This is a genomic window from Shewanella psychropiezotolerans, from assembly GCF_007197555.1.
Taxonomy (GTDB): Bacteria; Pseudomonadota; Gammaproteobacteria; order Enterobacterales; family Shewanellaceae; genus Shewanella; species Shewanella psychropiezotolerans.
The window spans coordinates 2,962,482-2,976,711 of sequence record NZ_CP041614.1 but is presented as its reverse complement, the minus strand read 5'-3'; the positions used below and the strand labels follow the sequence as shown (position 1 = coordinate 2,976,711).

At 45.8% G+C, this 14,230-nt stretch carries 14 protein-coding genes; 8 read left to right on the top strand and 6 right to left on the bottom strand.

Annotated elements, in window-relative coordinates:
* Nucleotides 1-75: 75 nt before the first annotated feature.
* The 4 genes from FM037_RS13135 to astE form a co-directional block, all read right to left on the bottom strand.
* Nucleotides 76-1,683, bottom strand: coding sequence for a dihydrolipoyllysine-residue acetyltransferase (locus tag FM037_RS13135; RefSeq protein WP_144046377.1), 1,608 nt, complete (start codon nucleotides 1,681-1,683; stop codon nucleotides 76-78).
* A 9-nt stretch (nucleotides 1,684-1,692) separates the two neighbouring features.
* Nucleotides 1,693-2,670 (bottom strand): alpha-ketoacid dehydrogenase subunit beta, encoded by a 978-nt coding sequence (locus FM037_RS13130; RefSeq protein WP_144046376.1) that lies wholly within the window; start codon nucleotides 2,668-2,670, stop codon nucleotides 1,693-1,695.
* A 3-nt stretch (nucleotides 2,671-2,673) separates the two neighbouring features.
* Nucleotides 2,674-3,852, bottom strand: coding sequence for a thiamine pyrophosphate-dependent dehydrogenase E1 component subunit alpha (locus tag FM037_RS13125; protein WP_144046375.1), 1,179 nt, complete (start codon nucleotides 3,850-3,852; stop codon nucleotides 2,674-2,676).
* Between the two features lie 197 nt (nucleotides 3,853-4,049).
* Nucleotides 4,050-5,084, bottom strand: a complete 1,035-nt coding sequence (astE, locus tag FM037_RS13120) for a succinylglutamate desuccinylase (protein WP_144046374.1) — start codon at nucleotides 5,082-5,084, stop codon at nucleotides 4,050-4,052.
* Between the two features lie 343 nt (nucleotides 5,085-5,427).
* On the opposite strand from astE, the gene msrA reads away from it, so the two are divergent.
* A complete protein-coding gene (msrA, locus tag FM037_RS13115) occupies nucleotides 5,428-5,907 on the top strand; it encodes a peptide-methionine (S)-S-oxide reductase MsrA (protein WP_144046373.1) in 480 nt (159 codons plus the stop codon).
* A gap of 71 nt (nucleotides 5,908-5,978) precedes the next feature.
* Here the strand turns inward: msrA and pgm are convergent, their stop codons facing one another.
* Nucleotides 5,979-7,643: a phosphoglucomutase (alpha-D-glucose-1,6-bisphosphate-dependent) gene (gene pgm, locus FM037_RS13110; RefSeq protein WP_144046372.1), complete on the bottom strand. Its 1,665-nt coding sequence runs from the start codon at nucleotides 7,641-7,643 to the stop codon at nucleotides 5,979-5,981.
* 103 nt (nucleotides 7,644-7,746) lie between these two features.
* A complete protein-coding gene (gene seqA / locus FM037_RS13105) occupies nucleotides 7,747-8,301 on the bottom strand; it encodes a replication initiation negative regulator SeqA (RefSeq protein WP_144046371.1) in 555 nt (184 codons plus the stop codon).
* Between the two features lie 290 nt (nucleotides 8,302-8,591).
* Between seqA and FM037_RS13100 the strand changes: the two genes are divergently transcribed.
* From FM037_RS13100 to FM037_RS13070, 7 genes are all read left to right on the top strand, one after another.
* On the top strand, nucleotides 8,592-9,374 hold the full coding sequence (locus FM037_RS13100) for an alpha/beta fold hydrolase (RefSeq protein ID WP_144046370.1): 783 nt from the start codon (nucleotides 8,592-8,594) through the stop codon (nucleotides 9,372-9,374).
* An 82-nt stretch (nucleotides 9,375-9,456) separates the two neighbouring features.
* Entirely contained in the window at nucleotides 9,457-9,672 is a 216-nt protein-coding gene (locus FM037_RS13095) for a DUF2788 domain-containing protein (RefSeq protein WP_144046369.1), read from the top strand.
* Between the two features lie 10 nt (nucleotides 9,673-9,682).
* The gene (ybfE, locus tag FM037_RS13090; protein ID WP_144046368.1) at nucleotides 9,683-9,955 is read left to right on the top strand and encodes a LexA regulated protein; all 273 of its coding nucleotides are present in this window, start codon (nucleotides 9,683-9,685) and stop codon (nucleotides 9,953-9,955) included.
* Nucleotides 9,956-10,004: 49 nt separating this feature from the next.
* On the top strand, nucleotides 10,005-10,535 hold the full coding sequence (fldA, locus tag FM037_RS13085) for a flavodoxin FldA (protein WP_144046367.1): 531 nt from the start codon (nucleotides 10,005-10,007) through the stop codon (nucleotides 10,533-10,535).
* A 219-nt stretch (nucleotides 10,536-10,754) separates the two neighbouring features.
* On the top strand, nucleotides 10,755-11,918 hold the full coding sequence (gene earP / locus FM037_RS13080; RefSeq protein ID WP_144046366.1) for an elongation factor P maturation arginine rhamnosyltransferase EarP: 1,164 nt from the start codon (nucleotides 10,755-10,757) through the stop codon (nucleotides 11,916-11,918).
* 47 nt (nucleotides 11,919-11,965) lie between these two features.
* The gene (locus FM037_RS13075; RefSeq protein ID WP_144046365.1) at nucleotides 11,966-12,529 is read left to right on the top strand and encodes an elongation factor P; all 564 of its coding nucleotides are present in this window, start codon (nucleotides 11,966-11,968) and stop codon (nucleotides 12,527-12,529) included.
* Between the two features lie 409 nt (nucleotides 12,530-12,938).
* On the top strand, nucleotides 12,939-14,153 hold the full coding sequence (locus FM037_RS13070; protein ID WP_144046364.1) for a pyridoxal phosphate-dependent aminotransferase: 1,215 nt from the start codon (nucleotides 12,939-12,941) through the stop codon (nucleotides 14,151-14,153).
* The last annotated feature ends 77 nt before the right edge of the window (nucleotides 14,154-14,230 follow it).

The window sequence follows — 14,230 nt, the reverse complement described above, 5'->3', positions numbered from 1 at the left end:
AACTAAAAATGAATTATAAGCCATAAAAAAGAGCGCGAATGCGCCCTTCTTATTGTACAAGATGCCAATTATGAGCTACTGCATAGCCAATAGCATCTCTTGTGGGTGCTCCAGGTACAATTTCCACAGATTACAGAATCTGGCTATAGTGCCGCCATCTATGACTCTATGATCCCCTGACCAGCTGATCTGCATGATTTTACGTGCTTCAACTTCACCTGCAGCGTTAAATCTCGGTAATACCTGCATCTTACCCAAGGCAACAATGGCGACTTCGGGCTTATTGATGATAGGTGTTGCCACCGTGCCACCCAGTGCGCCTATATTGGAAATTGACACTGTGCCCTGTTTAAGATCGCCAGGGCTAACACGACCACTACGGGCAGCCTTAGTCAAACGAGTGATCTCCGAGGCAATCTCTAATATCGACTTATCCTGCACGTCTTTAACATTAGGCACCAGTAGACCCACTTTAGAGTCCACCGCCATGCCTATGTTGTGACGACTGAAATAGGTCAACTCGGTGCAATCGGCATTCACTTTACTGTTAATCACAGGGAACTGTTTAATTGCCAGTGACAGTGACTTCATGAAGAATGGCATCATGGTGAGCTTTAACTCATCGTTTGAATACTTCTTCTTCATACTCTCACGTAATTTAACCAACTCAGTCAAGTCTATCTCTTCACAGTAAGTGAAATGAGGAATGGTCGATACAGACTCCATCATCATCTTGGCCATCACAGCCAGAACGCCGCGAATAGGCTCTACCCTATTCTCACTATGATCTGATACCTGAGTCGTGCTGACGACTGTGGAGCTGGATTCATCAACGGCAGTAAGCGATTCAACTTGAGTTGAAGATAGCTTGCTACCAGAGTGATGACGCTCGATATCATCTTTATATACCCGGCCATTTTTACCTGAGCCACTCACGGTAGAAATATCGATATCTAAGCTTCTCGCCATGCGCCGAACAGCTGGACTCGCGAGCGCCTTGCCTTGAGGGACTGGCTCGCTATTCATTTGACTCTGAGGTTCAGCAGAATCTTCGACTGTCACTACAGGTGTAGCGTCAATAGCCTCTTCGGACTCAACCTCTACCGCAAACAAGGGCTGATGGACTCTTGCGAGTTGGCCTTTGCGATAATATAACTTAACGATTTTTCCCGCTTTAATTGCCGGAATTTGTACCAGTGCCTTGTCTGTCATCACATCGGCAATAGGCTGATCTTCAGCCACTATATCGCCTTCACTGACGAGCCATTCAACCAGTTCACACTCGACAATCCCTTCACCTATGTCTGGCAGCAGGAATTCTTCTATGTGCACCTGGCCGGTAACTTGGACCGGTTCTGGCAGTGAAATATGTTCATCGGAGGGATGAGAGTTTTGCTTGCCTGATGACTTGTCTCCCTCATCATTCACACCATCTTGCTCTGTAGTGCTGATATCCACTGAATAAAGAGGTGAATGTACTTTGGCTATCTCACCTTTGGCGTAGTAAAGTTTTTTGATGACACCACCATGGGGAGCCGGGATTTGCACCAGAGCCTTGTCAGTCATGACATCGGCAATCGGCTGGTCTTCGGTGACAAGATCACCTTCACTCACCAACCACTCGACCAGTTCACACTCAACAACCCCTTCTCCGATATCGGGAAGAATAAATTCTTTAATCATGCCAGGTTCCTAAAAGTTGACCGTTGCTTTAATCGCTTCGAATGTCTTGAGCGCATCAGGCATATACTCTTTTTCATGGATCAAAGGATAAGGCGTATCCAGACCACAGACTCGGGCGATGGGTGATTCGAGGTAAAGGAAACACTCCTCTTGTATCGTCGCCGCGATCTCACCGGCGAATCCGCCCGTCAGTGGCGCTTCATGGTTAATCAATAAACGACCCGTCTTCTTGACCGAAGTCGCAAGGGTGTCAACATCCCATGGAGCTAAGGTTCTCAGATCGATGATCTCACAAGAGATGCCTTTCTTAGCCGCCATATCAGCAGCATGCTCGACGATCTCCACCTGAGCGCCCCAGGCGAGTAAGGTAATATCTTTACCTTCTCTAACGACTTCTGCCTTGCCGAGTTCGATCTCATAGTCTTCATCGGGTACTTCACCAATATTGGCGCGATAGAGGCGTTTTGGCTCGAAGAATATCACCGGATTGGGGTCGCGAATCGACGCCAATAACAGGCCTTTTGCCTGATAAGCATTACGAGGCACCACCACTTTGAGGCCTGCAGTCTGGGTAAAATAAGCTTCCGGTGATTGAGAATGATAATGACCGCCAGCAATGCCGCCGCCATAAGGTGTCCTGAAGGTCACACCACCGACATTGAACTCATTACCACTTCGATATCTGAACTTAGCGGTTTCATTGACTATCTGATCGATGGCGGGAAAGATGTAATCCGCAAACTGGATTTCGGCAATGGCGACCATGCCGTTAGAGGCTAAACCATTGGCGAAGCCCGCTATGCCTTGCTCAGTCAAAGGTGTGTTGAAACAACGATCGCGGCCGAATTTTTCTTGTAGACCCGAAGTTGCCCTGAAAACACCGCCAAAATGACCGACATCTTCACCAAAAAGAATCGAGTTTTCATCGGACTCCAGAGCAATGGATAGCGCATCATTGATGGCTTGTAACATATTAATCTCAGCCACGACTTAGAGTCTCCCTTTACTGTTTGGATAGGAATCCGGGTATTTCTTAAGATGTTTCTTAAGGTCTTTTAACTGTTGCTTAAGACGAGGGGTTGGTGTGTCATAGACATCTTCAATTAAAGTATCGAGCATAGACATAGGTAGCTTCTCTGCTACTTTAAGCTCTGCAAGGATCTCTTTACGATATTTCTCGTACATTTCAGCATCTTGCTTCTCGGTTAACCAGCCCTTATTGATCATCCATAATTTAAAACGCTTAACGGGATCATGCTGTTGCCATTTAGCCTCTTCATCTTTGGAACGATATCCCGATGGGTCGTCAGACGATGAATGAGCACCCAAACGATATGTCATGGCTTCGATTAACACGGGTGAATGGTTTTCTACTGCATAGGCGCGAGCCTGCTGAGTCGCGGCGAGTACCGCCAGCATATCGTTACCATCGACACGTATCGTGTGTATGCCGTAACCAGGACCACGGCTGGCAATGCCATTACCACAAAACTGCTCACTTGTCGGCGTAGAAATAGCGTAACCATTATTTCGACAAAAGAAGATGGTGGGTGATTTGAGTACCGCAGCCATGTTTAATCCGGCATGGAAATCGCCTTCCGACGCAGCGCCTTCACCAAAATAACAGATGGCGATGTTACGCTTACCTTGCATCTTGAAGCTATAGCCGACACCTGTAGCCTGTGGGATCTGGGTGGCTAAGGGAGAAGAGACGGTTTGATAATTGAGTTCGGCACTGCCGTAATGGATCGGCATCTGCCTGCCCTTACCGAGATCTTTTTCATTACTGAACAATTGGTTCATAAATTGCTCAGTGGTAAAACCACGATAACGGATAGCCGCATGCTCACGATATTGAGCCAAGATAACATCACCATCATCTAAAGAAGCTGTGCTGCCTATGATAGAGGCCTCTTCACCGGTACATGTCATATAGAAGCTGATGCGACCTTGCCTCTGTGCACCCAACATACGTTCGTCTAAAACACGAGTGAAAACGCAGGTATCATAGATTCGATGAGCCAATGCCTCATCAATTGCAGGCAGTACGGCCTTGTCATAAACGGTACCGTCGGCTTGCAATACTTTAAGAATAGGGATGTTAACTGACTCCCTGTCGAGAAAACTGACTCTATGGACAGTCTCGTTATCGCTTGTTGCGTTGCTCATACTATATCTCTTATCAGCTGAGTGCTTTGTTATAAGTTGACCCGCTCTTGTCGATCGGATCAGCAATTCTTGTAATACGCGGGAAAGACATTACGTTAACGTAAACGTGCAATCAACCGTTCTCAAGGCCTAACTAACAACTAACGGTCACTCGCGGCGTATGTTTAGCTTTACATGCAATTGAGATTTAGCCAGCACTAAGCAATGTTATCTATGCTGGCAGGCTTTAGGCATAAAACGGTTCTCTGGCCGACGGGTACCTTGGCATTAGGAAACACGATGGCTTCAACCTCATGCTCAACCTTGATATCCATACCACCTTCTTTGGCTAAGATGTAACCCTTAGGGAATGCAGTAAAATTTTCGACATCGTTGGCAAAGGTAAATTCAAAATCATCGAAACCTTTATTGATCGCGCGGCAGACCTGATACAGGTTAACCTTGTTCACATCGAATTCATCAAGTGCTAAGTCCTGATTGGTGATCAAGCGATTCAACATCTCTCTTAAAGCGATAAAGCGCGTCATGTCATTCTGGCCGAAGGGCAAGACTTTACCTAACTCAATGGTGAATGCATCGGCTTGGTAATTCTTTGAAGAGTAATAGCTGAATGTTGTGGTCGGTTCATGATGGAATAAGACAGTATTGATACCACAAGCCTCGAGATACATGATCTGCTCGGCGCTATACTTGCGACCGGGGCGATAGGGATAAATAGCGAACTTTTCATGTTTTGAGCCACGAATGGCCGTATGCAGATCGTAATGAATTCTTTGATCTGTTGCACTAGACGCCGAAAAGAACTTATCGACGTAAAACTCGAGTTTTTTTGCTCGAATACGCTCAGGATTAGTCAGCCCCTCACCCGCAGAGTGTGCACCGTTGAATAAACGATTTAAGTTTTCTTCGATAAAGCGGGTGCCATTGATGATTGCTGGCGGATTACCAAACAAAAACAAGACTCTTTGCTTGGTAATGATCTTTTCCTGCAGCAGGTCCTTTATCAGGTCATTGCAGAGCTCGATGGGGGCTGTTTCGTTACCGTGTACCGCACAAGAGAGGACAATATCTTTTCCTTCTGCATGCTTTGGCTCAAATACAATGACTCCGGTATCCCACACTGTTACTTGAGTGTGTTCGCCTATGGAAAATGTACCGCTTTCATCTATATGATGTGGGTTATCTAACGTAAATGTTAAAAAGTCTTGTGACTCTATTAGCGCCTCTAGCACAAAATTCTCCTTAATTGTTCTCACCAATAAATTGCGGCTCAAGATGGCGCAATTTCATGCAAGATCCTTTAATTTTATGTCGAAAAATCTATTGCTTAGAATAATAACACTTAACCCACACGTCAGCTATTTATCGGGGCATCAAATAATACCTATTTACCTATTGCAAAAGATAACCATTAAGTACAGACTGTAGACTTCTAGCCATCCAGACGTTTGAATGGGTATTTATTAGAGTCAATCGCGCTAAGTGAATTGCGGGTAGTAAATGGTTCAGTATTGCCTCTAGCAATGCAAACCAGAGCAAACGATAGTTAATCTAATACAAATTCAAGAGGTCTATATGGCAGTAGCGACATTTGGTGCGGGGTGTTTTTGGGGTGTGGAGTATTTTTTCAACCAGATTGCAGGCGTTAAACTAACAACGTGTGGCTATATGGGTGGCGATAACGCAACGAACACCTATCAAGAAGTTAAAATCGGTCAAACCGGTCACGCCGAAGTCGTCCAGGTGGAATACGATGAAAGCTTAGTCTCTTATCAGGACTTGCTCGAGGTGTTTTGGCAAAATCACAACCCGACCACGCTCAACCGACAAGGGGCTGATGTCGGCTCTCAATATCGCAGCGCCATTTTTTTCCACGACAATGGACAAAAAACGATTGCTGAGCAATCGAAACATGCCCTGATCTTTAGTGGGAAATGGGGAGAGAAACAGATAGTCACACAAATAGCCCCGGTACTCGAATTTAATCGCGCCGAAGAATATCACCAGAATTACCTGAAGAAGAACAATCTCCCCAGCTGCCATATATCTTTCTAATAAAAGTTCCTAGCACTCAAGCGTACAGCCTAGGTACTAGGAACAAGCAAGTAGTCCGTTAACCCCCTATTTTAAATCAGGAGTGCATCGATCATGGCTTGTGCCTCAATGATAACTTGTTCCAGATGGGCTTGGCTAATAAAGCTCTCGCCATATATCTTAAACAGGGCTTCGGTGCCCGATGGACGAGCCGCGAACCAGGCATTCTCTGTGATGACCTTGATGCCACCTATGTCGGCATGATTTCCAGGCGCTTTGGTCAGCACAGTTAATATCGACTCTCCGGCCAACATCTCGGTGCCTAAGGTCTGGGTATTAACATCATTTTTCAGAACCTGGGCAAACTTGGCCTTCTTATCAGCTTGTACCGGACTGTCGACCCTCTTGTAAAAACTCTCTCCGTGTAACGCCACTAATTCCTGATATCTTCGCGCGGGTGTCTTACCCGTTACCGCGAGAATTTCAGCCGCTAGCAGTGCGAGAATAAAACCGTCTTTATCGGTACACCAGGTGCTGCCATCACGTCTCAAGAATGCCGCACCGGCACTCTCCTCTCCCCCGAAGGCAACACTTGCATCGGCGAGACCATCGACGAACCATTTAAAGCCAACCGGCACCTCACACAGTGGCTTATCGTGCTGGGCGCAAACTTTATCGATCATGGCACTTGAGACTAAGGTTTTACCTATGATCAATGCATCAGACCATTGTGGTCTATGAGTCACCAGATAATCGATGGCCACCGCCAGGAAGTGATTGGGATTCATCAAACCAGAACCGGGACACACGATGCCGTGGCGATCGTAATCAGGGTCATTGCCAACACAGAGGTCGAAATTATCTTGCTGCTTTAACAAGCCAGCCATGGCATAAGGTGAAGAGCAATCCATGCGTATTTTGCCATCTTTATCCAGCGGCATGAAACTGAAACTGGGATCGATACGGGTATTGACCAGCTTTATATCTAAGTCGTAGCGCTTAGCAATCTTAGCCCAATAGTGGATGCCTGAGCCGCCCAATGGATCGACGCCGATGCGTATGCCCGCATCTGAAATGGCCTTCATATCGATAACAGCATCTAAATCATCCACATATGGCGCGATTAGGTCTTCAGCTTTCACTAACGGCGACGCTATGGCCACAGCATAATCGAGACGTTTGACGCCCGCGAGCCCATCTCTAAGATACTGATTGGCCTTTTGCTCGATCCATTTGGTGATCTCGCCTTCCGCCGGACCACCATGTGGCGGGTTATACTTGATGCCGCCATCTTGTGGAGGATTATGGGAAGGCGTGACAATAAGACCGTCGGCTAGTGCCGGCTTAAGTGCATCAGGCTGTTTGTTCGCTTGAATGATCGAGTGAGAAACCACAGGTGTCGGCGTGAAGCCATCATCTTTATGTATGATGACGCTAACCAGATTCGCCACTAAGACCTCAATCGCACTGATAAATGCGGCTTGTGACAATGCATGGGTATCTATGCCCAGATACAAGGGACCGGTGATTCTGGCACTATTGCGGTAGTCGACAACGGCTTGGCTGATGGCCAATATATGCGCTTGATTGAAACTGCCCTTCAGCGAGCTGCCACGATGACCGGATGTGCCGAAGCAGACTTTCTGCTCATCCAATTTAATATCTGGCTTGATGCAAAAATAGTGACTCATCAACTTGGGAATATTCACTAAGTCCTCTTGCTGTGCAACTTGCCCTGCTCGCTCATGAATGCTCAATCTCGTGTCCTTATTGCGCTGATTTAATGATGGGTAAAAAAAAGCTGAATTCATACTCAGATGATTTCAGCTTATTGCTGGCCTATTACATTTATGTTGTTACCTACAAATTATTTGTAATCGCCTCAATTTGCGCTTCGACCGTGCCATATTGCTGTAGGACTTCGGTCAGAATATTACGCTTCTTGGCGGTATTATTGTTGGTGGTCACCCAAAAACCACTCTGACCTATCTCTTTTGGATTGGCAGACTTGCTGGCCTTAAGCAGTGATTCTCTTGAGGTCGCAAAGTAGAGTCTATCGCGGCCCTGAATCTGTAACACTTGAGAGAACTGCTCTGGCGCGGCGCGGTAAACGGCCTCTAAGATAAATAGAAAACGACCCACAGCCCCTTTCTGAGCCGCGAGTTCCTCTGTGTCTATACACTCTGAGAAGTCTTTATTCGATTGTCGCTTATGGCCAGTTTGAGCCTTAACTTGAGGCTTGGCTGGAACCGACTCCATTCCAGGATGGCTTATCGTTTCCGGCGTGTCATGATTGATAGACTCGACATCTAACCCAAGCAAGCGGCGCAGGATATCTGAAGCACTCTCACCAATACGCTCTGTCTTACCGGCAATATGGCGATACAGCTCTTCATCGACCTCGATATATTTCATGACCTTAATCTTCCTTAAGTGAAATTAATTAATTTTCCGCTCGCACTGAACATTTTGGCTTTTCTTGTTTAAATCAACGTTCATATGTCAGTTGCAAGTGTATGCCAACTCGTGGCTTATAATAAAGTGCCAAACCAGTAAAAATGACATAGATCCTCATTAGATCCTGAAAATATGACGAGTTTGCTCAAAAAGACGGCAAGCATTGTCTCTATATCCGAGTTTGATTGTTAAATTACCTCATTTACAGGCACAATCTGCACTCTTCAAAAACGTCGACAGGATTTACCATGCATTATATCTCTTCTGGTAAGGGTTCCGCTGTGATCTTAATTCATGGCCTCTTCGGTAATCTGGATAATTTAAAGGGCCTCGGCAAGAGCCTGGAAGAGAATCATCAGGTGGTGCGAGTCGATGTGCCCAACCATGGACTCAGCCCCCATTGGCAAAAAATGGATTACCCACTGCTGGCACAAGCCGTCATCGAGCTTATGGACAGTCTGCATTTAGAGCGCGCGCATATTCTTGGCCACTCTATGGGAGGAAAGATAGCCATGGCGACGGCGCTAGGTTATCCGGACAGAGTGACTAGTCTGATTGCCGCCGATATCGCTCCGGTGAGTTATGAACAACGACATGATAAGGTTTTTTCAGGACTAGAGGGTATCGATCTTACCGGCTTAAAGAGTCGCTCTGATGCACTCAAACAACTATCAGCTGCAGGGTTAGATGAAGGTACCGCTCAGTTTTTGTTAAAAAATCTGTCTCGAACCGACGAAGGGTTCAACTGGAAAATGAATCTGGCAGGACTGAAGTCTTGCTATCGGGACTTGATCGCTTGGTACAATGACATCGAGGCCGAAGATTTTTTACAATATAGAAAACCCACCTTATTTATTCGCGGTGGCGACTCAGATTATATTACCAGTGAACATAGGCAAGCCATCATGAGTCAATTCCCCCAAGTTCAGGCTAAAACGATTGAGGGGACGGGCCATTGGTTACATGCGCAAAAACCCGCCATTTTTAATCGGATAGTGAGTGAATTTCTAGCGAAACACGAGGTTAAATAATGCCCATAGGGCACTATCCATATGGCAGGCACTGCTCAACTATGATATATTCGCGCCTCTTTTTGGCCTGAAGAATTGATTTATGTTGTCTCAGTACATGATACAGATTGAAGCAATAGGCCTAGACCTATTCTTTGCAGCGATTTTTTTCTTTATCGGCATGGCTATCCATGACGTACTGAAACAAGGTAGAGTCCCCAAATTTGGCCGTATTATTGTTTGGTCAGTGCTATTTTTAGGCTGCGCGGGATTTGTTGCGAAAGGAATGATTCAGCTCTTTTGGGAAGGCGTAGGGTAAGATTGAACCGATGGCAAAAGAAACATCAGATAGAACCACAATCGATCTATTCGCCACAGAAAAACGTCGTGGTCGTCCACGTAGTAATCCACTGCCTAGAGATCAGCAGCTTAAAATTAATAAGCGAAATCAGATCCAACGCGACAGAGCGAACGGTTTAAAACGAATAGAGTTAAAGGTGTCACAAGATTTATACGACGCCTTGAATGAAAAGGCTTTGGCCAGTAATATCAGCCGCAGTCAATTAATCGAATTAATATTGCAGAAGCAAGTCAACGCCTGATTGCTCTTGTTAACGATCAACATACAACGAAATAGATAAAGGAAAGACAATGGCAACTGTAGGTCTTTTTTTCGGTAGCGATACAGGTAACACTGAAGCCATCGCCAAGATGATCCAGAAAAAACTGGGTAAAAAAATGGTCGAAGTCAAAGACATCGCCAAGAGTACCAAGGAGCAGATAGAAGAATATGATCTTCTAATGTTCGGTATTCCTACCTGGTATTACGGTGAAGCTCAGTGTGACTGGGATGATTTTTTCCCGGAATTAGAACAAATCAACTTCGAAGACAAACTCATTGCCATCTTCGGTTGTGGCGATCAGGAGGATTACGCCGAGTACTTCCTCGATGCCATGGGTATGGTCAATGAAATCGTTGAAGGCCGTGGCGGTATCGTCATAGGTCACTGGCCTGTCAAAGGCTATGATTTCGAAGCTTCTAAAGGGTTAACGGAAGATGAGAAACACTTCGTCGGTCTGGGTATCGATGAAGACAGACAGCCTGAACTGACCGAAGAGCGAGTCGATGCTTGGGTCAAGCAGATCTACGAAGAGATGTGTTTGGCTGAATTAGCAGATTAATTCTCCATAGCTCTTAAAAAAGCGGCGACTAGAAATAGCGCCGCTTTTTAATGTCTGGAACATTTATGTCAGTTTTACACGGATTTATAAAAACTGACCTTGTGTCAGGAACACTTATGTACTCTTTATTTGATAAGAAGCCATGGATGGGAAAAATTTCACCTTGTATATTAATACAAGTCATAGCCGCCCCATATCAGCCAAATAAATGAGTAGATCATGATTAAGCCGCTCTCCTCTTCCGGGCACTGGGACATCTTCTGTGCCGTCATAGATAACTATGGCGATATTGGGGTAACCTGGCGCTTAGCGAAACAACTGGTACATGATTTCGATATCGAAGTCAGACTCTGGGTCGACGATCTCAAGAGTTTCGCCCATATTCTGCCAGAACTCGATATCACCCTCTCTCGGCAAGAGATCATGGGAGTCAGGATATATCATTGGCGCCAGCCTTTACCTGAGCAATGGCAAGCGGGTGACGTACTTATCGAAGCCTTTGCCTGCAACTTGCCAGCATGTGTACTCGATCAGTTAGCCTCTCTCGACACGCCGCCACGATGGCTCAACCTGGAATACCTGAGCGCCGAGGACTGGATAGATAGCTGCCATGGCTTGCCCTCGCTGCAGTCCAATGGGATAAGTAAGCATTTTTACTTCCCGGGGTTCACACCAAGCAGCGGCGGTTTGCTCTGCGAACACGGTCTATTCGAAGCTAGAGACAGTTGGCAAGGCGAGCCTACTAATCGAGCTCATTTACTCAAGCAATTAGGCATAGATGGCGTTAACAGTGAAGACACCCTGATCAGCGTTTTTAGCTATGAAAGTTCTGCATTGCTGAGCCTTTGTCAATCGTGGCGGCAAGCTACAAAGCGGATTCATGCTCTTATTCCCATGGGACGTAGCCTAAATAGCCTCAAGGGCCTGATCCCAGATGGGCTAAGCCTTGTGCCCGGAGATTCACTGACTTTAAATTCCCTGACCTTACATATATTGCCCATGACAGATCAAGGCGCTTACGATCGTTTGCTCTGGAGCTGTGACTTTAATATTGTGCGTGGGGAGGACTCTTTTATTCGTGCTCAATGGGCCGCGAAGCCATTCATTTGGCACATATATGGCCAGGAAAATGATGCACATTTAGATAAATTATCTGCATTTAGCGACCGCTATATTGACTCTCTAGATGAAGACACAGGACAAGCCTGGTCAAGGCTCAACCTGGCCTTCAACCAGGAAGACGGAGAAATTACAGTGAAAATGTGGAAAGAGTTACATGAGCGCCGCACTTTTATGGATAAACACGCCACTAAATGGCCAATGTTGGCATTAAATCACGCAGATTTGGCAACTCGACTAGTGCAATTTGTCAAAAAAGGCTAATATTCTGCGCTGAAACAAATTGTCTGTGAATATTAGGAATTAAATAAATGAAAACAGCTCACGAAATGCGAGTCGGTAATGTGATCATGGTAGGCAAAGACCCTATGGTCATTCTCAAGTCTGAAACTCACAACTCTGGCCGTTCAGCTGCTGTTGTGAAGATGAAGCTTAGAAACCTACTGACAGGTTCAGCAACTGAAACCGCATTTAAAGCCGAAGACAAATTAGAAGACATCATCCTTGAGCGCTTAAATTGTACCTATTCTTATTACGCCGACCCTATGTATGTATTCATGGATGAAGACTTTAATCCATACGACGTAGAAACCGAAAATGTAGGCGATGCGCTTAACTATATTGTTGATGGCATGGAAGATATCGTTCAAGTTACCTTTTATGAAGGTAAAGCCATATCAATTGAGCTGCCAACAACAGTCGCACGTGAAGTGGGTTACACAGAGCCTTCGGCTCGTGGCGATACCTCTGGAAAAGTAATGAAGCCAGCGACATTACTTGGCACTGATTTCACCTTAACGGTTGCTGACTTCGTCAAAACAGGCGATATGATAGAAATTGATACTCGTACTCATGAGTTTAAGAAACGCGTATAGCCGTTACTTGTGGCGCTCTCAGTCCTAATATACAAAGGATACCTGACCGCCAGTTACAACTGACGTCGACTGTAATAAGGCCAGTGACACACTCACTGGCTTTTTTATACCCCAAATTCAACTTCTAAATGCCCTTGATTATACTTATCGATATTAGTCGACGTTCGAGCCGAACCCGATAGTGATAAGTACTGAAATTGTCGCCTCACACAGGGCATTCGACTGTGGCGATGTGACTAATTGTTAAGATTCAGTTATAACGACTCAGAAGTTTTACTGGCTACTTCCACATATCCACCTGAAATTACTTCTCAACTCGCTATTAATTCGTTATTGTCCAATGACTTTATGCATTATTTGCTTTCATTGAACACCAAGCGGTGTTCTTGAGAATTTTAGAGGTTAGAGAGTGCGACCAATAATCAAATCGAACAAGCTAGATACCGTCTGTTATGACATCAGGGGCCCGGTACACAAAGAAGCCAGGCGACTCGAAGATGAAGGCCACAGAATTTTAAAACTCAATATCGGTAATCCCGCCCCTTTCGGTTTTGAAGCCCCAGAAGAGATTGTTCGTGATGTGATTTTAAATCTGCCCAGTGCCCAAGGCTATTGTGAGTCTAAAGGGCTTTTCTCTGCCAGAAAGGCGATTGTGCAGCATTATCAGTCGCAAGGGATCTTCGGTGTCGATATCGAAGATATCTATATTGGTAACGGCGTATCTGAATTGATTGTAATGGCCATGCAGGGCCTGTTAAATTCAGGAGATGAGGTATTGATCCCCTCTCCGGATTACCCCCTTTGGACTGCAGCCGTTCACCTCTCAGGCGGTAGTGCCCGGCACTACCGCTGTGATGAAGAATCAGACTGGTTTCCCGATCTGCAAGATATCAAGTCTAAGATCAACCCAAGGACCCGAGCCCTGGTATTGATTAACCCCAATAACCCTACCGGTGCAGTGTATTCCAGGGCCTTGCTATTAGAGGCCGTCGAGCTATGTAGACAACACGACCTAATCCTGTTCGCCGATGAAATCTACGATAAAATACTCTACGATGAGGCGATGCATATTCCAGCTGCGAGCCTATCTGATGATATCTTGACCGTCACCTTCAATGGTCTGTCAAAATCATACCGAGCGGCAGGCTTTCGCGTAGGCTGGATGATGCTATCGGGTAATCTGAAAGCGGCTAAAAGTTATATCGAGGGCTTAGAAATGCTGGCTTCGATGCGCCTCTGTTCCAATGTACCCAATCAGCATGCTATTCAGACGGCACTGGGGGGCTATCAGAGCATCAACGAACTGCTTGTGGATGGTGGCCGTCTCAAAGTACAGCGAGATACCTGTGTAGAACTACTCAACCAGATCCCTGGCATCAGTGTCAAATGCCCCAAGGGAGCCATGTATGCGTTTCCTAAGCTAGACGCCAAGAAGTTCAATATTCGCGATGATGAGCGTTTAGTGCTGGACCTGTTGAAAGAGAAGAAAATATTGCTGGTTCATGGCACCGCATTCAACTGGCCTGAGCCGGATCACTTACGTGTAGTCTTTTTGCCACATAAGGAAGATCTCGAAAAGGCCTTAATCGAGTTTGGTGAATTTATGGATGGTTACCGTCAATAATACCAGTCCCATTAAATATGCGATCAGTTCAGAGGCTCACTTAGTGCGGCTGATGTTTAAAGCAAAGGGCCAAAGCC